Consider the following 20,314-nt stretch of genomic DNA (forward strand, 5'->3'; position numbering starts at 1 on the left):
GCGCCAGGTTTCCACCATTTCGCCAGCGGGTAGGAGTATCGAGTGATACCAGCATCGAAGGTCTCCCCTACGCGGTCGGCGGCACGGGCACTGCCCCGTCCGTGCGGTCCGCTGTCCTCGGCCGTCGTTGCTGCGCTGTCCGTCCCGGCATCGGCGAGCAGCCCCATCTCGGTCGACACCGTCGACTCCGATCCCTATGGAGTCGACCTGCAGCTGGCCCTGTACACCTGCTACGAGATGCACTATCGCGGGTTCACCGATGTCGACGACAACTGGGAATGGAATCCGGACCTGCTTCGGTTCCGCGCCGAGCTGGAGGATCGGTTCTCGACCGCGCTCACCACCGACGTCGACCCCGCGAGCGGTGCCCGCGAGGCCGTCGATGCGCTGCTGACAGAACCGGCACACGGCAGCGGGCCCTCGTGGTTCCTGAAAGACACCGGCACCTGGGATCAGATGCGGGAGTACTTCATCCATCGGTCGGTCTACCACCTCAAAGAAGCTGACCCTCACGCGTTCGCGATCCCCCGGCTCACCGGACAGGCCAAGGCCTCGTTTGTCGCGATCGAGTTCGACGAATACGGCGGCGGCCACGGCGATCACGTGCACCAGAAGCTGTTCGCCGATCTACTCGAAGCAGCGGACCTCGATGCCGACTACCTGGCGTATCTCGAACAGGTGCCCGGAGAGTCCCTGGCGCTGGTGAATCTGATGTCGATGTTCGGATTGCATCGCAGCAGTCGGGCCGCGACGATCGGCCACTTCGCGGCCACCGAGATCACCTCGCCGCCAGGGTCACAGAGACTGGTCCACGCACTCGAACGCCTCGACGCACCCGACGCCTGCGTGCACTTCTATCGCGAACACGTCGAAGCCGACGCCATGCACGAACAGGTGGTGCGGCACGACGTCATCGGCGACCTCCTGGACCGCGAACCGGACCTCGAACCCGACCTGGTGTTCGGGATCAACGCGTTCCTGTTCCTGGAAGACAAACTCGCCGACCATCTGATGTCGTGCTGGACCGCGGGCCGATCCTCGTTGAACACACCCGACCGCTGAGTCAATCCTCTTGCTTCACCGAGCTTTTCCGTCGATGACTGGTGTCGCAGAGCGGAAAGTTCTTGCTGCGCTTGCATGCGCAGATGGCCACCATGAACCGGTCCGACTCGACGATCGTGCCGTTGGGCATCTCGATGCTGACCGGTCCCTCGACCATGAGCGGTCCGCCGGCGACCACCCGGACCACCCGACGGTCGGCTGCCGAGGTCATGTACCCGAGCCCGCCGGCTTGTCAGCGCGAATCACACAGAGTTCCTCGAAACGGCGGCCCCGCTCGAGCATCCCGACGGTTTCGAGCCAACGTGCATTCGCAGTGAGCACCGGGCCGAAGGCGATGCGTTGCCGTTCGACGACCCGTGCATGCAATCCACCGGCGCGCAACATGGTCAATGACCGTTCGACACCGGCGAATTCGGACTGAACCAACAGCATCGTTCCCCGGTCCGACAACAGATCCGGCGCGACCACGCAAAGCGGATCGAGCAACGATCGCCCGTCGCGGCCACCATGCCAGGCGCGGCTCAACCCGAGCTTCGGCGGCAGAGCGTTGCTGTCGGGCACGTAGGGCGGGTTGGACACGACCACGTCGTACGGCCCCTGTGCGAGGGCCTCCGGCAGTGATCCCTGCCTCGCGTCGATTTCCACGCCCAATGCGATGGCGTTGTCGGTGGCACAGGCCACTGCCGGCGCGGAGATGTCGAATGCGGTGACCTCACCGGCACCCAGGACGGCGGCGCCGATCGCGAGGACCCCACTACCCGAACACAAATCCAGCACTCGCCGCTGCGCGACGAGATCCCGCTCGGCCAACGCCGTCAGCAGCAGCCGTGAGTCTTCCTGGGGTGCGTACACCCCGGCAGGCACGCGCAGCGCCTTGAACACCGCTGCCACATCAGCAATCGGATCAGAGGTGTGGTGGGTACGTTCTGTCGGCAGTGGCTGCGTTGCGACCATCGGTCAGGCTCCTCGTGTCGATCTGCGGTAGGTCGACCACCACAGGAATCGCGCGGTGGGTCTTGCTGGTCAGATTCCCTGTCATCTCGCGTTGTAAACACAAACCTGTCATGCGGTCCGCGCCGATGCCAGCCGACACCCGTGACCGCCTGAGCCAGATGATTGTGGACTTCAGCGCATCCTTTGTACGATCGCGAACGAATCGGTTACGCCATTCCTCGGCCGACCGGGATGGGTACGCGGGATGGCGATCGAGAGCAGCAACGACACCGAACAGAAAGAACCGGTGTCGGCGATCGACCGATATTTCAAGATCACCCAACGCAATTCGACGATCTCCCGCGAGATTCGCGGCGGGCTCGTCACCTTCTTCACCATGGCCTACATCGTGGTGCTCAACCCGATCATCATCGGCGGAGTACCCGGCAACGCCAAGAACGCAGACGTCCTGGGTGATGTGCTGCCGATGGCCCAGGTGGCGGCTGTCACGGCCCTGGTCGCGGGCATCATGTCCATCGTCTTCGGACTGGTCGCCAACTACCCGTTCGCGATCGCGGCCGGCCTCGGGATCAACAGCCTTCTCGCGGTGTCCATCGCCCCGCAGGTCACGTGGCCCGAGGCGATGGGACTGGTGGTCGTCGACGGCATCATCATCGTCCTGCTGGCGGTCACCGGTTTCCGGAGTGCGGTCTTCCGCGCCATCCCCGGTGAGCTGAAAGCCGCCATCGCCGCCGGCATCGGCGCATTCATCGCCTTCATCGGATTCGTCGACGCCGGATTCGTGAAACGCGTGCCCGACGCCGCCGGTACCACCGTGCCGGTGAGCCTCGGCATCAACAATTCGATCGCGACCTGGCCCGCTCTGCTCTTCGTGTTCGGTGTTCTGTTCATGGGAATCCTGGTGGTACGCAAGGTCCGCGGCGGCCTGCTCATCGGAATCGTCGTCACCACCATCCTGGCGATGATCGTCGAGCAATTCGCCGACCTCGACTCCTCCGTGGCGAACCCCAAGGGATGGAGCCTCAACATCCCGGAGATACCCAGTTCGATCGGTGATGTCCCCAACCTGAGCCTGGTCGGTGACGTCGACGTGTTCGGGGCGTTCACCCGCATCGGTGTACTGTCCGCCTCGGTCCTGGTGTTCGCGTTGGTACTGTCGAACTTCTTCGACGCCATGGGCACGATGACCGGACTCGGCAAGGAAGCAGAGCTGTCCGACAAGGACGGCAACCTGCCCAACATCGGCAAAGCGCTGGTCGTCGAAGGCACCGGCGCCATCGCCGGTGGTGTCGGTTCGGCGTCGTCGAACACGGTGTTCGTCGAATCTGCGTCCGGCATCGCCGAAGGTGCCCGCACCGGTCTGGCCAACATCGTCACCGGCGTGCTGTTCCTGATCGCCATGTTCTTCACGCCGCTCTACTCGGTGGTCCCCCTCGAGGCGGCGGCGCCGGCCCTCGTGATCGTCGGCGCGATGATGATCTCTCAGGTCCGCGACATCGACCTGACCCGCTTCGACTACGCCCTGCCGTGCTTCCTGACGATTGTGGTCATGCCCTTCACGTACTCGATCGCCAACGGCATCGGCGCCGGGTTCATCTCCTGGGTGGTGCTGGCCACCGCACGCGGCAAGGCCCGCAGCATCCACCCGCTGCTCTGGATCGTCGCAGCGGTCTTCGTTCTCTACTTCGCCAAGGAACCGATCGAGAACCTCATCGACTGACCCGATTCTGGTGGGTTTTGGAGAGCATTTCCGCAGGTCAGACTCACCAAAACCCACCAAGATCGGGAATCTACACTGGAGGGTATGGCCCTCCCGTTGATGTTCTCCTCCCTCGGAGTGCGGAACTATCGACTGTGGGCCGGCGGTCAGGTCGTCTCGCTGACCGGCACCTGGATGCAGCGCATCGCCCAGGACTGGCTGGTGCTCGAACTGTCCGGCGGAAGCGGGGTCGCGGTCGGCATCGTGATGGCGCTGCAGTTCGGCCCGACCGCCGTTCTGTCCCTTCCCGCCGGGGCACTCGCCGACAGATTCGACAAGCGCAAGCTTCTGATCGGCACCCAGGTCGCGATGGCGCTGTGTGCGCTGATCCTCGGTGTGATCGACGTCAGCGGAGCCGCAAATCTGCCCATCGTCTACGCGTTGTCGTTCGCGCTCGGGTGCATCTCGGCGATGGACGCACCGATCCGGCAGTCGTTCACCATCGAGATGGTCGGACCCGAACAGCTACCCAACGCCGTCGCACTGAACTCGCTGACGTTCAACACCGCCCGCATCATCGGTCCCGCTCTGGCGGGTCTGCTGATCATGGTCTTCAGCACCGGTCCGGTCTTCCTCATCAATGCGGCCAGCTCGGTCGCGGTTCTCACCGCACTCATGGTGATGCGAAGCAGTGAACTCGTGCGCAGTGCACGGTCGGTCACCGATCGCTCGATCCGCAGCGGCCTGCACTACGTCCGGCGGAACCGCCACCTCATGGTCATCCTGGCAACGGTGTTCATGGTGTCGACCTTCGGCCTGAACTTCCCGCTGTCGCTCTCGCTGCTCACCGCCAACACGTTCGAGGGCACGGCCGGCGGTTACGGACTGCTGGCGACCATGCTCGCCGTCGGCACCCTGGCCGGCGCCCTCGTCGCAGCCCGGCGCACCAAACCCGCACGCCTACGTCAGTTCTTTGCCGGCGCCATCGCCTTCGGGATCCTCGAAGTGGTGGTCGGGCTGATGCCCACCTTCGCGCTCGTGGCCTTGATGCTGATCCCCGTCGGCGTCGCGAACATCGTCTTCAGCACCGCCGCGATGAACATCATGCAATTGTCGGTCGACTCGGACATGCGTGGTCGCGTCATGGGCATTTACATGCTCTGCTTCCTCGGCGGAACCCCCATCGGCAGCCCGCTGCTGGGGTGGCTGGCCGAGATCACCGACCCCCGCATGCCGCTCATCGTCGGCGGCATCGTCAGCGCGATCTCGGCCACGGTGTGCGCGATCGCCCTGATGAGGGTCACCCACCAACGACCGAGTTTCGACCGCGGCAAACTGAGCCTGTCAACCACCGAACCCGTCGGCTGATCCGCCTGTGGCGAACGGCTGGGCATTCACCCCACCGGTGATCGATTCAGTGCCATCCTGGATGGATGATCGATGTCGAGCGGCCCAAACTCGAGGGAAACGTAGCTGTCGGTGACAACCGGCGCATCGGCATCGCCGAGTTCGGTTCCGCCACCGGCCGGGCCGTCTTCTGGTTGCACGGCACACCCGGTGCCCGCCGGCAGATCCCGATCGAAGCCCGCCGGTACGCCGAGAGCGAGAACATCCGGATCATCGGCCTCGACCGTCCCGGCGTCGGATCGTCCACGCCGCACAGCTACGACTCCGTCCACTCCTTCGCCGACGACCTCTCCACGATCGCAGACACCCTGGGCATAGACAGGTTCGCCGTCATCGGACTGTCCGGCGGTGGCCCGTATGCGCTGGCGGTCGCCGAAGCGATGCCGCAGCGGGTGGTGGTCACCGGCATCCTCGGCGGTGTCGCGCCGACCCATGGCCCCGAAGCCATCGACGGCGGGGCGATGGAGATCGGCAAAAGACTCGCGCCGCTACTGCCCACGCTCGGGATGCCGATCGGCCGGGTCCTGAGTTCGTTTGTCCGCGTGGCCCGCCCGATCGCCGAACCCGCCATCGGGATATACGGTCGCTTCTCCCCCGCCGCCGACCGGGAACTGCTGCAACGCCCCGAGTTCAAGGCCATGTTCCTCGACGACCTGCTCAACGGTGGGCGCAAACAGATGGAAGCGCCGTTTGCCGATGTTGTTGTGTTCTGCCGGGATTGGGGCTTCAAGGTCGGCAACATCACCGGGCCGGTGCGGTGGTGGCACGGCGATCACGACCACATCATCCCGCACGCGCACGGCGAGCACATGGTCCAGCTGCTGGCCGACGCAAAGCTTCTCACCATGACCGGAGAAAGCCACCTCGGTGGACTCGGCATGGCCGTCGACATCATCGCCGAGCTGATGGATGTCTGGGATCAGCAGTCCCGAATCCTCATCCCCTGAACCACGACTGTCGCCCGACTCGGGCCGGCCACGAAGTACGCTGGTCTCGGGTCTGAATCAGATTCCTCGATCGAACGGGAGCAAAAGATGTCCGACTGGGTGCACAAGATCAAAGAAGAGGCCAAAGAGTTCGTCGCGGCCGCTGAGCAAGAGTTCACCGTGCTGGAAGGCGTCGACGGAGTAGATCCCCTCGACCACCGCTTCGACGACGACGAAACACCCAAAGAACCGGCCTGATCACGCCGGGTACGGCAGGGGCTGGCCGCCGCGCTGGTTCAGCATCACCGTCATCACACCGATTTCCTCCGACTGTTCCTTGACCATGCCGGTTGCGGCCCGCCGGATCGCCGGATTCGCTGCCTCCTGGGTGGCATGGGCCGCCATGTCGATACCGCCTTGATGGTGCCGGATCATCAACTGCAGGAACAGGATCTCCGCCTCGACGCCTGACGCGTTGTGCAGGGCGGTGAGCTCCTCACCGCTCGCGGTGCCCGGCATCGTGGTCGGGGTCTGGCCATCTCCGGCGGCCGGCGCCGGGGCGGTATGACTGTGGCCTTCCTGCTTCATCCAGCTCATCGATTGATCGCTCTGCAGCGGTGCGTCCAACATCTGCAGCCAGCCCGTCATCTGCCCGATCTCACGCGACTGGACGGCCTGGATCTGATCGACCACCCCACGCACGTCAGGCGCACTGTCGAGCGGCACCATGTCCGCCATCATCACCGCCTGCTGATGATGCGCCGACATGTCCTGCGCGAAGCCGATGTCCACCGCGGTCGCCGACGTCTCGGTATGGCCGGCGGCGGTGTTGTCGTCGGGGCTGATGGCCAGACCGATGCCGAGGCCGATGATCAAGGTGATCACCAGGACCGAGACAGGCCACCACCAGCGACGCAGGGGTGATTCGGTCACCGCGGCGGATAGATCGACGGATCCAGTTGCAAAGTCATGAACCCATTGTCCATGCACGTCACCCACAGCTGGTTCCCGTGGAACTCCGGCGGTGACAGGCACCAGTCGGCCGACAGGTCGCCGCCCGCCAACCGGTTCTGATCGCTGATGATCCCATCCGCGCGCGCGTCCCCCTGCAGCACGGCTCGAGCCACCGCGAGCGTGCCGAGAATCGCGGGTAGATCAACCGAACCGAACAACGCATGACTCGAATTGCTGAGCTGGTCGGCCTTTCCACGCTGGGCCGGTGGGTTGAAGTACGCGATCTCCCGGAAGTGATCGGGATCCTTGATGTCGAAGACCCGAATACCCGACTGGATCCAGCCGCAGGCCATGGCAGTCGGATCGACTGGACGATCGATAGAGCAGTAGTGCGCGTCGTAGCCGAAGAGCCCGTTGCCGGCCGTACTCTGCGCCCAGCGGTTCGCGTTCTCAGGCAAGTTGATCGCCAGCTTGATCGCGTTGCGTTGTGTGAGATTTGCGGAGTTGCTCGCGTCGAACAGTTTGACGCCACCCGATCCGACCTCATCGATCGAGAAAAGGAAGGGCCGGCCACCATACGTCGCATAGATGTTGTGTTGCGTCACCTGACCGTCGGCCCAGTATTTCTCCCCGATATGCGGCATAAGTTGGGGCACAACCGTTCTGGGCTTACGATTCTGGACCGCAGTGACGTCGATGACCGTGAGTCCGAACAGGTTCGCCAAGTACAGAGTGTTGCCGTCGGGCGAAAATCCCATGCCATGGGCTTCCATCCCGGTGATCCCCGACCACACGATCATAGGATTGCCTGGATCAGTGAGGTCGACGGCGCTGACGTATCCGGGCGCGAGGCCAGATACCCAGTAGGTGTTGCCGTCCGGCGAGAAATCGCCCTCGTGGGTGGTGATCGGAATCGGCATGGACAGTTGCGACCCCGCGCCGGTGTTGAGCAGTCGTGGATGGGCGCAGTCCTGCGAGATGTCGTAGACCGAGATGTAACCCGCACCCTGGAGCATCGGCACCCCGGTACCGACCAGCAGGCCACGTTTTTTGTTGACCTTCAACGATTCCCACGTGCCACCCACCATGGCCGGTTCGGTGAGCGCCGTGGAGAGTCTCGGGTTTCGCGGGTCTGACGCATCGATGACCTGAACCCCCGGATTGCGCCCGACCAGGCTTGCCGGAAATGTCGAACCCGTGTACGAACAATGCTCGTAGGTGGCACTGACGATGCCTGCGCCCTGCCCCTGGTATTGCCCGATCAGGTCGATGTTGCAGTTGTAACCCTGGGTACTGCGCCCGGATGTGCGGTCGGCGAGTGGGACCTCGCCCTGGATCCCGGTTTCGACCCGGTCGCCCTCGCGACACGAGGCCGGCGCCACCGCGGTCGGCCAGACGTCGGTGAGGTCGTTGTATCCCGGCGGCGCCGTGGCCACCGCCGGCCCGGCCACGGTCAGTGTGGCCACGACAACCGTCATCGTCACCGCAATACGACTCAATACCCGAAAAAGTTCATCCCGCGACACAGTGTCCCCCTCCGGACGCACCACCTTGTGCTGTCGCGGAGAGTACCTCGCCGAAGTGCCCTGAACGTGGGTTTTGCTGATTCCCGCGTCAGTTGATGACGGGCAGGCTGTTGGCCAGTGCGGTGAGATCGCCCACGGTCGTAGTGGTATCCACAGCGGAGAGTTCGATGTAGACACCGGGGTGCGAATCGACCGTCAACCCCATCCACACCGGATCTCCCGCGGGTTCACCGACCACCGCGCGGCCGCCCTCCCACGTGGTGCTCCGGACATCCGACCACCCTCGGATCTCCGACATCCGCGATTCGAGTTGTTCCGGGCTGACGTAGAAATCCGTCCAGAGGTCGTAGTCGGCGCCGTCGACCTCGAGCGTGCACCGGAAGCCGCCCTTGATGAACTGGTCACCTGAACCCTCTGCGGCACTGCCCTCTTCGGGCGGCAGGGCATCGAGCCGGGTCTCGCACATCATCTGGTTCCAGCCCTGTTCGGATGGCGCGGCGGGCAGCAATTCGGGGAGTTCCTGCGCGGGAACCGCCAGCAGACCCCAACCGGTGCCCACCTCGACCGTCGCCGACGCGCTGGGCTCGGACACCCGGCCCTTCTCGTCGACCGCACGCACCGAGTACTCGACACTCGTCGACCCCTGCGGGGCCACGGCGGACACATCGGTGAACTCACGTTCCGGACCCGAGTAGACAACCTCGCCGCCACGGGTCAACAGGAACGACTCGGCGTCGGAATCCGCAGACCAGCTCACCTTCACCACACCGCTGTCCGGTGCGGCCTCGAGTCCCGACGGCGTGGCGACATCACCCGAACCGCGCACGAAATACGTCACCGCCAGCGCGATCACGAGCGCCACCACCGCACCGACCACGACCAGTGGCCACGCCCAGCGCTTCACAGCGGCAGCTCATCGATCACGGCTGCGGCATCGGCGTCCTTGCCGTTGTCCATGGACACCGCGACGTCATACGTCTCGAGGTCGGGGTCGTCGAAGGCAAAGATCAAGGTGCCCGCCCATTCGCTGTTCGGACCTTCGCCCTGGTAGAGCAGCCCGGTGGCGCCCTGGTCGGTGGTCACCTGTGTTGTCTTGAGACCCAGGCTGTTCAGGTAGTCGTCTCGCGCCTGCTTGGACGGGAACTCCCGGAACCGCACCGAGTACGCATCCGCGGTCGAACGACACAGGATGGTGCCGGTTTTGGGGATCTCGGTCTCGACCGATCCGACGCCACCCCAGCAGGCCTCCTCGGTGAAGGTGTCGGTCGACAGCGGGCTCGGGCCGACGATGTCGGAGAATGTTGCCGCAAGCTGCTCGACTCCGTGCCAATGCTGTGCCACCACCACCTCACCGCTGGCCGGACCGAAGGGCGACGCCTCATCCTCACCGGAGCGAGCCGACACCGAGTACGTGTACACACCGGGCAGTGGCACCGGCTGCGAATACGTGGGCTCGCTTCCGACGTACACAACCGTCTCGCCTTGGCGCAGCACGTATTCGGAAGCCCCGTCGACGGCGGGCCAGCTGATGTCGACCGTGCTGTCGCCGACCTCGGCACTGGGTTGGCCCGGGGTGGCAAGCGCGTCGCCACCCCCGAACACCAGCAGCCCCACCACAACTCCGATGACAACCGCGACGGCCACGATCGGCCCGGCCATCACCGCAGCGCGGGTGTACCACGGCGACTTCTTCTCCGGCCCTCCCGATGTCGCGCCGTACGGGACGAATCCCGCACCCGGCGGACCTCCCGGCGGCGGGGGCGTCGACTGGGTGTGATTCGGGTACTGCCCGCTGGACACCTGCGGACTCGACGGTGACGAATGACCCCCGACGGTCTGTCCACCCTGATACCCCGTGCCGGTGCCGGAGTGGCCCGGGTTCGAGTGATATGGATTCGACTGATAGGGATTCGATTGGGGCGGAAACGTGACCGCGGCAGTTGCCGGGAGCGGCCCGCGATGGCCGGTGTGAGACGGACTCGAGTGCGGCGGAGACACATTCGCGGGCACCGGCGCGAAGGTGTGTTGCGCCCGCGTACTCACCTGCGCCCCACCACCCTTCAGCGCCTCCTGCGCAGCCTCGGCGAGCTCGCGCCCGGAATCGAAACGGTCGGCAGGCTTCTTGGCCATCGCCTTCGAGATCACCGCAGCCATGGCAGCCGGCACCGCCGGGTTGACCGCGGCCGGGTTCGGCGGCGGGTTGAACATGTGCGCCGCCATCAGCCCTTGACTAGTCGGAGCATCGAATGGCGCTGTCGCCGTGAGGAGTTCGTACAGACTACAGCCCAGCGCGTAGACGTCGGCATGGTGATCGATGTCCTCGCCGCCCACCTGTTCCGGCGCGCTGTACCGCAGGGTGCCGACCGTCATCCCGACGGAGGTGAGGCTGCTGTCGGTCTCCTGCGCCATCCGCGCGATCCCGAAGTCGGTGAGTTTCACGGCATCCGGGTTCATCGGATCGGATCCGGGTGTGATCAGGATGTTGCCCGGCTTGACGTCACGATGCACCAGCCCTTTGCGATGCGCGTAGTCGAGCCCGTCGGCGACCTTCGCGATGATCGTGACCGCCAGACGAGGATGCAGAGGCCCACCCGTGAGCATCTGGGCGGCATCGGTGCCCGGGACGAACTCCATCGCAATCCACAACTGGCCGTCGTGGGTCCCGCGGTCGAGCACGTTCACCAGGTTGGGGTGGCTCAGCGGCGCGACAAGGTCGGCCTCCCGCTCGAACCGTGCACGGGTGTCGTCGTCGCTGCCGTACGTGCTGTTGAGGAGTTTGATCGCATCGGCGCGCGGAAGCCTCGGATGCTGGGCCTTGTAGACCTCCCCCATCCCGCCGCGGCCGATCAGTTCCAGGATCTCGTAGCCGCCGATGTACGAACCGATCGCCACACTCATCGCTACTCGACCTTTCTTGCCCGCGGGTCGCCGCCGGCGGCGAGACTGCATCGATCTTATCGACCGCGATCGAGGGCACACCAGAACAACGAGGGCTATTAGTCCGTCTGACCGATCAGAAAGATTCTCCCCGCTACGGGGATTGAGCACATACGCTTACTCCATGAAATCTGCCGGATCCCGGTTACTCGCCTGCGCCCTCTTGACCGGCGCGGCACTGCTGACCACACCCGCGGTGGCCTCCGCCGACGACGGACATACGGCGACCTGTACAGCCGACGCACAGATCGCCGGGGCGCAGACCTACGTCGCCGCACTCGCAGATGCCTCCGTCGCTCATGACGTACCGGTGGCCGACGAAGTGATCCGATTCGAGAACGGATTGCAGACCGGCTTCTCGGGACCGTTCATGAAGGCGGAACTGGCCGCCCACCTGCAGTACGGCGGTATCACCGGCATCAAGAACACCACGTGGAGTCAGCACGGCAATCTGGTCCGGGCGGTGTACGACCTCGACTACGGATTCGCCGGCATCGATGTGGCCGGCGCCACCGTCGACGAGACATTCGCCTTCGACGACCACTGCCTGATCACACGGATCGACGCAACGATCACCGTCCGCCTCGCCTGAACGGCGGATGCCACACGCACGCTCAACCAAGGGGGTAGAGAACACATGGGGCAATTCAGCACGGCCGAACTCGAGTCCGAGTTCAGCAAGTTCAAGGCGGTCAACGACGCGGTCGCGATCTCCCAGGACTGGAATCAGTGGGCAGACCAGTTCACCGAGGACGCCGATTACGTCGAACACGCACTGGGGACCTACAAGGGACGCGAAGAGATCCGGGCCTGGGTGTACAAGACGATGGGCCGGTTCCCCGGCAATCACATGGTCGGCTACATCTCGTTGTGGCACGTGGTCGACCCGGATACCGGCCGCGTGATATGTGAGATCGACAACCCGATGCGCGACCCCGGCGACGGGTCGGTCTTCACGGCCACCAACATCACGATCCTCACCTACGGCGGCGACGGCCTGTGGTCGAAAGAAGAAGACGTCTACAACCCCGCAGAGTTTGCCCAGGCAGCCAAAGCCTGGTGCAATAGGGCGCAGGAACTGGGGAATCTCACCGACGAGGCCTCCGAATGGCTCATCAAGTTCGGTAAATATCTCTGAAACTCCGCGTTAGGTGCACCACAATCCGACAATGTCGGGTAACACTCACCTATACGGGCGCGAAGCCCTGGGAGTACCGGCAAGCAACAGGCATGGCGACGCATTCACGAGTCCAGCGCGCCATGCGACAACTTGGGTGACGGGATCACGATCCTTTACCCTGAAGCCTTACAGCCTAGCCTTCCTGGAGGAATATCTGATGGCACGCGAGTTGACCCAACTTGAGCTACTGAAGGAACTGTCACCGGCGGCCGAAGAGAACGTCAACCGCCACCTGCGCACCACCAGGGACTGGCATCCCCACGACTACGTGCCGTGGGACGAGGGCCAGAACTTCGCCGCTCTCGGTGGCGTCGACTGGGATCCCGAGCAGTCGCAGCTCGACGAGGTCGCCAAGGCAGCCATGGTCACGAACCTGCTGACCGAGGACAACCTCCCCTCCTACCACCGCGAGATCGCCGAGAACTTCTCGATGGACGACGCCTGGGGACACTGGGTCGGCCGTTGGACCGCTGAAGAGAACCGCCACGGCATCGTCATGCGCGACTACCTCGTCGTCACACGCGGAGTTGATCCCGTGGCGCTCGAAGAGGCCCGCATGATCCACATGACCAACGGCTACTCGCCGCTGGCCGCAGCCGGCGATCGCGCCGACGAGCTGGGCGAAGAGGCCGCCGGCATCCTGCGGTCCGTTGCGTACGTGACCTTCCAGGAACTGGCCACCCGCGTCTCGCACCGCAACACCGGCAAGGCCTGCAACGACCCCATCGCCGACCGGATGCTGCAGCGCATCGCCGCCGACGAGAACCTGCACATGGTCTTCTACCGCAACATCTGTGCGGCCGCCCTCGATCTGGTGCCCGACCAGACCATGAAGGCCGTCTACGAGATCGTGTCCAACTTCCAGATGCCCGGCGCCGGAATGCCCAACTTCCGCCGCAACGGTGTCCTGATGGCCAAGCACGGCATCTACGACATGCGCCAGCACCTCGAAGAGGTCGTCCAGCCCGTTCTGCGCAAATGGAACATCTTCGAGCGCGACGACTTCGGTCCCGAAGGCGAGAAGACCCGCGAGGATCTGAGCGACTTCCTCGAGAAGCTCGAAGCCGACACCGTCAAGTTCGAAGAAATGCGTGATCGCTCACTGGCGCGTGAGGCCGCCAGGCGCGAAAAAGCCGCAGCCGCTTCCTGAGACCAGAAAACCACTGCGCTGACCGCCCTACTTCCAGAAACCGACACCCCGGCCCTGACGATCGGGTCCATCGAGCTGTCCAGCCCGGTGGTCCTCGCTCCCATGGCCGGGGTGACCAATGTTGCCTTCCGCACGCTGTGCCGTGAACTCGAACTCGCCCGCACGGGCACCGTCGCCGGACTCTACGTCTGCGAGATGGTGACCGCCCGAGCGCTCGTCGAGCGGCACCCGGTCACGATGCACATGACCACCTTCGGCCCGGAGGAAAACCCCAGGTCGATGCAGCTGTACACGGTTGATCCCGAGTACACCTACGCCGCCGCGAAGATGATCGTCGACGAGAACCTCGCCGACCACATCGACATGAACTTCGGGTGCCCGGTCCCCAAGGTCACCCGTAAAGGTGGCGGTTCGGCGATTCCGTACAAACGACGCCTGTTCGCGAACATCGTCGCGGCTGCGGTCCGCGCCACCGAGGGCACCGACATCCCGGTCACCGTCAAGTTCCGGATCGGCATCGACGACGACCATCACACGCATCTCGACGCCGGCCGGATCGCTGCCGCCGAGGGTGCGAAAGCTGTTGCACTGCATGCACGTACCGCGTCGCAGCGCTACTCGGGCAATGCCGACTGGAATCAGATCGCGCGCCTCAAGGAACACGTCACCGATGTACCGGTCCTCGGCAACGGCGACATCTTCGAACCCGGTGACGCCACCCGGATGATGTACGAAACCGGCTGCGACGGCGTGGTCATCGGGCGAGGCTGCCTGGGCCGCCCGTGGCTCTTCGCCGAACTGAGTGCCGAATTGAACGGAACTCCGGCTCCGGCCGCACCAGATCTCGGAGAAGTGGCGCAGATCATCGTCCGGCACGGACAACTTCTCGCAGACCATCACGGCGAGTTCAAGGGAATGCGGGAGATCCGCAAACACGTCGCCTGGTATCTGCGCGGGTTCCCCGTCGGTTCGGAACTCCGGCGCGAGATGGCCCTGGTCGAAACCGTCGACCAGCTGTCCGATCTCGTCGGGCAATTGCCCGCTGACGTGCCGTTCCCCGACGACGGGCACGGTCCCCGCGGCCGCCAGGGTTCCCCCTCGCCGGTGGCACTGCCCGAGGGATGGCTCGACGATCCCGACGACGAAGCCGTTCCGGACGGAGCCGAGGTCATGCATTCGGGAGGCTGAGTTCACCCGCCTCACCACCGAAACGTCATGAACTGCCGATTCATGCTGCTGCATCAACTGGCGCCGCGCGCCCTTCACAGGCCATACACGGGCAATGTGCGTGTTTTCGTCAGTATCATCGAGTCGGCGCCGTGCCCGGCCGAGTGTTTCCGCCGGGCCTGAAATACAGCCCGGCGCCCAGAAGGCTGAAGGAACTCCAGTGAGCGACGACGAACTCCGGGCACGCACGTCCGAGGAACGCCGCAATGAGATTCGCCGCCAGCTCGGCGCGCCCTCGGACGAGGTGCTGCGGGAACCGACCAGCCGCGAGCTGACAGAGGGCGACCGCAACCGGGTGACCGTGCGCGAGCTGCTCAACCGGATGAATGCAGCGGCCGACTCCCACGACGATCCGGCGTCGGCCGAACCCTCGCAGACCACTCCGTCCCCAAGCCATACCCCGCCACCGCCGGCCCCCTCGGCTCCCGCGTCGCCGTCTCCCGCATCCTCTTCTCCGACGCCCCCGTCCACGCCTCGGCGACTCCGGCGCGTGGGCCCCGCCGAAGCCCCGACAGAACAGATCCTCGGCCCGGGCGAACCGCCGGTCACCGCAGACGACGCCAACACCGAGGTCATTCCCGCAACCGCCCCGGCCACCGAGCACATCCCGGCGATAAACGCCCAGGCCCCGATCCCGGATCTGTCGGACAACGGTGCCATCACCCGGGTGCCGCGTTCGGTCACCCCGGGCGCCGACGCCGCGTCACGGCGCAAGCACGCCGCGCCGGCCAAAGAGCGTGACCGCAAACAGATGATGCACCGGGCCACCATCGGCGGCCGGATCCTCATCGCCCTGGCCTGCGTGCTGGCGTTGCTCGGCACAGGTGCGGTCTGGGGCTATCAGAAGGTCAAGGACAGCAACTGGAACACCGTCGACGCGGTGAACCCCGACAACGAGCAGATTCGCGACAAGCAACTCCAGACCGGTGACGAGACCTACTTGATCGTCGGTACCGACACACGATCCGGCCAGAACGGCACTGTCGGCGCGGGCGACAGCTCGGAGTTCGGGGGCAGCGCCCGCTCGGACACCGTGATCATGGTGAACATCCCGGCTGACCGAAGCCGAGTGGTCGCGGTGTCATTTCCCCGCGACCTGCAGGTCGACCGGCCCCAGTGCTCAGGCTGGAACAACGACGACGGCAAATACACCGACGACGTGATCCCCTCCGAAACCTCTGTGAAACTCAACAGCGTGTACGGCGACGGTGGTCCGAAGTGTCTGGTCGACACGCTCACCGCGATGAGCGGCCTGAACATCAACCACTTCATCGCCATGGACTTCTACGGGTTCGAGCAGGTGGTCAACAAGATCGGTGGCGTGCAGGTCTGCTCGACGACACCGCTGCAGGACTACGAACTCGGCACCATCCTCGCCAAACCCGGTACGAAGACGCTCAAGGGTTCCAAGGCCCTGGATTACGTTCGCGCCCGCAATATCGAGACAGAGGGCAACGGCGACTACGGGCGTATCAAGCGCCAGCAACTGTTCATGTCGTCGCTGCTGCGTGGAGCGCTGTCCAGCCAGGTCCTGACCAATCCCGCCACGCTGAACGGCATCGTCGACACCTTCATCAACAACAGCTACGTCGATCGGGTCAACACCGATAACCTCTTGCAGCTGGCCCAGTCGATGCAGGGACTCGACGCCGGTCGTGTCACATTCCTCACCGTGCCCACGTCGGGCACCGCCGAAGACGGTTCCGGCAACGAGATCCCCCGCCTCGACGACATCGACGCGATCTTCGACGCGATCATCAACGACATGCCGTTGCCCGGCGAGAAGACCGAAGCTCCTGAACCGGGAACCACATCGACAACGACGACCACCACCACTGTCGCGCCCAAGCCCGACATTCTGACGCTCACCGCGCTGTCGCCGTACTCGGTGTCGTTGCGGGTCCTCAACGGCACCGGCGTCGGCGGAGTCGCCGCAGACGCCGCCAACGAACTGGCCAACCAGGGCTTCGAGATCTATGGCGTCGCCGATGCCTCGGAAAACCGGACCGACACGGTGGTCCGGTACGGTCCTGGTCAGCAAGACGCCGCGGCCACCGTGGCAGCGATGTTCCCCGGCGCCACGATCCAGTCCGATTCCACGGTCAGCTCGGGTGTCGAGGTGACCGTGGGCAGCGATTTCTCCGGCACCCTCAATGTCGCACCGGCCGAGGGTTCCCAGGTCAGCGTCCGCGAGATGCCGCGGGAAGCCAATCCCGATGAGCTCCCCAACGACCTCACGGTCACCAACGCCGGCGACACCACCTGCGCCTGAACACGGCGATCGCGCCCTGATTACATGATTTCCGTTCATTTGTAGTTCACCACGTCACAACCAATTCCCCCATATGTGGCAGTACGGTAGGGACATGCGTAGTGCGTACATTGAGCAGATGGCAGAACTCAACGCAGTTCTGGGACAGATGTGTGAGCTGGCGGGAACCGCGATGGAGCGGTCCACCCAGGCCTTGCTACAGGCTGATCTGGCCGTGGCCGAAGAGGTCATCGGCGCCCACGAACAGTTGACGGGCCTGTCGACCACAGCCGAGGAACGCGCGTTCGCGTTGCTCGCCCTACAGGCGCCGGTCGCCGGCGATCTGCGGGCGATCGTCAGCGGATTCCAGATCGTCGCCGACATCGAGCGGATGGGGGCCTTGGCTCTGCATGTCGCGAAGGTGGCACGCCGGCGACATCCGGCCAAGGCACTCCCAGAGGAGGTCAACGGCTACTTCGCCGAGATGGGCCGCCTTGCGGTCACCATGGCCAACAACGCGCGCGAGGTTCTCAACACCCAGAACCCGGAAGACGCGCTCAAGCTCCAGGACGACGACGACGCACTGGATGATCTGCACCGCCATCTGTTCACCGTCCTGATGGATCGGGAATGGAAGCACGGAGTTGCCGCCGCGGTCGATGTGACGCTGCTCGGCCGCTACTACGAGCGCTTCGCGGATCACGCCGTTCTCATCGGTCGGCGGGTCGTCTTCCAGGCCACCGGGCAGACTCCGGAACAGTTCACAGAGGTATAACCCCCGTTCAACGACCGTCCGCGGCCCTGATCTCGCCGATTCGATCGGCGAGCTCGGCCGCGGTACGGAATCGATCGCTGTGCGGTGCAAGGCATTCCGACACCAGATCTCGTTCTGCCGCTGACAGTGCCGCACTGAGCTTGGGTCTGGTCGACTGCACTGTCCTGATGGCCACCAACGGCTGCATGTCAGGCAACTCACCGTAAAGTCCTTCACCGGCCAAGGTTCGGTGAATGGTCGCGCCCAGCGCCCAGAGATCCGTTGCCCGAGAAGGCGTTTGGCCCACGAGCATATCCGGATCCGCGAACTCCAGTGTGGCCGATGACCCGATACCGCTGACCGCAGTCGCCGCCGTGATCACCCGCGCCAGGCCGAGCGCACTGAGCACTCCCGTCGGACCGTCGCCGTCCCCGCTGATCATCACGTTCGCGGGCTTGATGTCACCGTGGACCAGGCCCGCCTCGTGCATGTCGTGTGCGCCGCGGGCGGCTCCTTCGAGCACGGCCAGTGCCTGTTCGCGCTGCAGCGGCATCGCCGGAGCCGCCATCGAACCACCGGGCAGATAGTCCATGGAGTACATGAACTGCTCACCGAGGGCCGCCTCGTACAACCGGAGCAGATACCGCGAGCGAACCTCGGAGAACGTCCGGAGCTCGCGGACACCACGATGAAAAGCATCCTCGCCGACCGGGTTCGAAAAGACTTTCAGGGCAACATGTTCGACGTCGATCCCCAGTCGAGCCGGCGCCTGAGCGAGGTAGCATCCACCGTGGCTGCCCACACCGAGCGCGCGGACGATCCGATAGTCTGCAACGGCCGCGGGCGATCTACGGACGTCCGATCCCGACGACGGCTCAACGTACATCGCTCACCCTCCCGTGTGGAGATTCGAACAGCAACGATCGACTGCCCACCCGCAACTGCGAGCCCGGGTACAGCACGGCTTCTTGCCCACGGCGCAGCGTGATCCAGCCTGGGGCTCGGGGGTGCCGGACATACGTACCGTTCACGGAGCCGGTGTCGATCACCCGAACCTCCCAATCGACAAGTCGCAGTTCACAATGCGCCCGCGACATCGACCCCGACGTGTCATTGATCCGGATCGGGTCCAGCGGCCCGATACCGCTGCTTGCCACACCGCCGCGGCCGGCGACCATCGGTTCGGGATCGCGGCCGATCAGCAGGTCACCGGCGACGATGTAGGTGGAGCCGTCGTCGATCACCAGCAACCCGAGCGGCGGACGCGGACCCTGCACCAACGCGCCGGTGCGCCGATCGATCCTGATGCCGCACCGGGTGCACGCCGGCAGCCGCGGGTCGTTGATGTGTCCGTTGACACAGAGCAATCCGTGGATCTGGAACTTCTGGTCACGAGGCGACATTCGCGAGTTGCCGACTTTGACGGGACGATTGGCCACGTCGGTCGGGGCCGACGACAACGCCGCGTCCAGCACATCCTGGGGCGGAACCAGCGTCGGTTCGGCCACACCCTGCCTCAACTTCGCGGGCCGGCGCGGACCTCCCACGATGGGGAGCGGGTTGCGCGCACTCTGCGTCACCTCATCGAAATCGTCGAGGCGGACCGACAATATCGGTGGCACCAACCGTGGTTCGGCATCACTGCCGGTGGCGCCGACCATCAAGGACGCCGACTCGGACGCGTCCACCGGGGAGGTCTCCGGGATCAGGTACACCGCGCTGTCTGTCGACGGCGACGCCGACGGCCACAGGATCATCCCGGATCCGGGGGCAGCACCCTTCTCGAGCGAGAATATGTGTGACGGTGCGATTCCCGAGGCACCGATGGGTCCGCCGACGAGGGGGTCTGTCTCGTCGATCGTGACCGCGATCGCGTAGAGACTGCTGGGATAACTGCGCTGGACCAGGAACCCGGAGTCGGCCCCGCGCACCACTTCTGGCGACGCCAACTCGGTGACGTACATGCGGGCGGTCGCCCCGCCGTAGAGAAAGACCTCGAGTCCACCGTGCTGATCGGTCGAGATGACCGCGAAGTCAGGGCTGCTGTCCTCGTTGGCCAACAGCCACTTGGTCAGCGAGCGCAGGCGGGAGCCCTCGAGCGCCCCGGATTCCCCCAACGACTCGGTGGCGATCCGCGCGAGATCGGTGAGAGTCGCACTGGTCTTCATCGGGTCGGCATCGATGAGGAGCAACGAGGGCCCGCGCCGGAGAGCGATACCACGGCCAGGCAGCACGCTGACCGGATGTTTGACCGTCACTCCCCCATCATCGCCTATCTCGGCGGCCG

At 64.8% G+C, this 20,314-nt stretch carries 19 protein-coding genes; 11 read left to right on the top strand and 8 right to left on the bottom strand.

Annotated features, from left to right (window positions below):
* Positions 1 to 42 precede the first annotated feature (42 nt).
* Positions 43 to 1,062, top strand: coding sequence for an iron-containing redox enzyme family protein (locus tag VIQ49_RS07685; protein WP_331882762.1), 1,020 nt, complete (start codon positions 43 to 45; stop codon positions 1,060 to 1,062).
* 1 nt (position 1,063) lies between these two features.
* Here the strand turns inward: VIQ49_RS07685 and VIQ49_RS07690 are convergent, their stop codons facing one another.
* Positions 1,064 to 1,273 (bottom strand): CDGSH iron-sulfur domain-containing protein, encoded by a 210-nt coding sequence (locus tag VIQ49_RS07690; protein WP_331882765.1) that lies wholly within the window; start codon positions 1,271 to 1,273, stop codon positions 1,064 to 1,066.
* Positions 1,270 to 2,016 carry a HemK2/MTQ2 family protein methyltransferase gene (locus VIQ49_RS07695; RefSeq protein ID WP_331882768.1) on the bottom strand — a complete coding sequence of 249 codons (747 nt, stop codon included), beginning with the start codon at positions 2,014 to 2,016 and terminating at the stop codon, positions 1,270 to 1,272. The genes VIQ49_RS07690 and VIQ49_RS07695 overlap by 4 nt, the downstream gene beginning before the upstream one ends.
* A 244-nt stretch (positions 2,017 to 2,260) precedes the next feature.
* Between VIQ49_RS07695 and VIQ49_RS07700 the strand changes: the two genes are divergently transcribed.
* The 4 genes from VIQ49_RS07700 (at position 2,261) to VIQ49_RS07715 (ending at position 6,306) form a co-directional block, all read left to right on the top strand.
* Complete coding sequence (locus VIQ49_RS07700) at positions 2,261 to 3,736, top strand: NCS2 family permease (RefSeq protein WP_331882770.1); 1,476 nt, start codon at positions 2,261 to 2,263, stop codon at positions 3,734 to 3,736.
* 84 nt (positions 3,737 to 3,820) lie between these two features.
* On the top strand, positions 3,821 to 5,083 hold the full coding sequence (locus VIQ49_RS07705) for an MFS transporter (protein WP_331882772.1): 1,263 nt from the start codon (positions 3,821 to 3,823) through the stop codon (positions 5,081 to 5,083).
* Between the two features lie 65 nt (positions 5,084 to 5,148).
* Positions 5,149 to 6,069 carry an alpha/beta hydrolase gene (locus tag VIQ49_RS07710; RefSeq protein ID WP_331882775.1) on the top strand — a complete coding sequence of 307 codons (921 nt, stop codon included), beginning with the start codon at positions 5,149 to 5,151 and terminating at the stop codon, positions 6,067 to 6,069.
* Between the two features lie 87 nt (positions 6,070 to 6,156).
* Positions 6,157 to 6,306, top strand: a complete 150-nt coding sequence (locus tag VIQ49_RS07715; RefSeq protein WP_331882778.1) for a hypothetical protein — start codon at positions 6,157 to 6,159, stop codon at positions 6,304 to 6,306.
* Here the strand turns inward: VIQ49_RS07715 and VIQ49_RS07720 are convergent, their stop codons facing one another.
* The 4 genes from VIQ49_RS07720 to VIQ49_RS07735 form a co-directional block, all read right to left on the bottom strand.
* Entirely contained in the window at positions 6,307 to 6,981 is a 675-nt protein-coding gene (locus VIQ49_RS07720) for a DUF305 domain-containing protein (RefSeq protein WP_331882781.1), read from the bottom strand. It abuts the gene before it with no gap.
* A complete protein-coding gene (locus VIQ49_RS07725; protein ID WP_331882783.1) occupies positions 6,978 to 8,480 on the bottom strand; it encodes a hypothetical protein in 1,503 nt (500 codons plus the stop codon). The genes VIQ49_RS07720 and VIQ49_RS07725 overlap by 4 nt, the downstream gene beginning before the upstream one ends.
* Before the next feature lie 136 nt (positions 8,481 to 8,616).
* Positions 8,617 to 9,432, bottom strand: coding sequence for a hypothetical protein (locus VIQ49_RS07730; protein WP_331882785.1), 816 nt, complete (start codon positions 9,430 to 9,432; stop codon positions 8,617 to 8,619).
* Positions 9,429 to 11,426, bottom strand: a complete 1,998-nt coding sequence (locus tag VIQ49_RS07735; protein WP_331882788.1) for a serine/threonine-protein kinase — start codon at positions 11,424 to 11,426, stop codon at positions 9,429 to 9,431. Before VIQ49_RS07735 ends, VIQ49_RS07730 begins: the two co-directional genes overlap by 4 nt.
* 163 nt (positions 11,427 to 11,589) lie before the next feature.
* Between VIQ49_RS07735 and VIQ49_RS07740 the strand changes: the two genes are divergently transcribed.
* The 6 genes from VIQ49_RS07740 to phoU all read left to right on the top strand — a co-directional run bounded on the left by VIQ49_RS07740 (position 11,590) and on the right by phoU (position 18,048).
* Entirely contained in the window at positions 11,590 to 12,057 is a 468-nt protein-coding gene (locus VIQ49_RS07740) for a hypothetical protein (protein WP_331882790.1), read from the top strand.
* A gap of 45 nt (positions 12,058 to 12,102) precedes the next feature.
* Positions 12,103 to 12,603, top strand: a complete 501-nt coding sequence (locus tag VIQ49_RS07745; RefSeq protein WP_331882793.1) for a nuclear transport factor 2 family protein — start codon at positions 12,103 to 12,105, stop codon at positions 12,601 to 12,603.
* Between the two features lie 199 nt (positions 12,604 to 12,802).
* Positions 12,803 to 13,795 (top strand): acyl-ACP desaturase, encoded by a 993-nt coding sequence (locus tag VIQ49_RS07750; protein ID WP_331882796.1) that lies wholly within the window; start codon positions 12,803 to 12,805, stop codon positions 13,793 to 13,795.
* A gap of 18 nt (positions 13,796 to 13,813) precedes the next feature.
* Positions 13,814 to 14,983, top strand: coding sequence for a tRNA dihydrouridine synthase DusB (dusB, locus tag VIQ49_RS07755; protein WP_331882831.1), 1,170 nt, complete (start codon positions 13,814 to 13,816; stop codon positions 14,981 to 14,983).
* Positions 14,984 to 15,182: 199 nt separating this feature from the next.
* A complete protein-coding gene (locus VIQ49_RS07760) occupies positions 15,183 to 17,294 on the top strand; it encodes an LCP family protein (RefSeq protein ID WP_331882799.1) in 2,112 nt (703 codons plus the stop codon).
* Between the two features lie 94 nt (positions 17,295 to 17,388).
* Positions 17,389 to 18,048 carry a phosphate signaling complex protein PhoU gene (gene phoU, locus VIQ49_RS07765; RefSeq protein WP_331882802.1) on the top strand — a complete coding sequence of 220 codons (660 nt, stop codon included), beginning with the start codon at positions 17,389 to 17,391 and terminating at the stop codon, positions 18,046 to 18,048.
* Between the two features lie 7 nt (positions 18,049 to 18,055).
* On the opposite strand, the gene VIQ49_RS07770 is transcribed toward phoU, so the two are convergent.
* Positions 18,056 to 18,913, bottom strand: coding sequence for a protein kinase domain-containing protein (locus VIQ49_RS07770; protein ID WP_331882805.1), 858 nt, complete (start codon positions 18,911 to 18,913; stop codon positions 18,056 to 18,058).
* Complete coding sequence (locus VIQ49_RS07775) at positions 18,903 to 20,285, bottom strand: FHA domain-containing protein (RefSeq protein WP_331882808.1); 1,383 nt, start codon at positions 20,283 to 20,285, stop codon at positions 18,903 to 18,905. Before VIQ49_RS07775 ends, VIQ49_RS07770 begins: the two co-directional genes overlap by 11 nt.
* Between the last annotated feature and the right edge of the window lie 29 nt (positions 20,286 to 20,314).

The organism is Williamsia sp., from assembly GCF_036566845.1.
In the GTDB taxonomy this organism is placed as follows: domain Bacteria; phylum Actinomycetota; class Actinomycetes; order Mycobacteriales; family Mycobacteriaceae; genus Williamsia.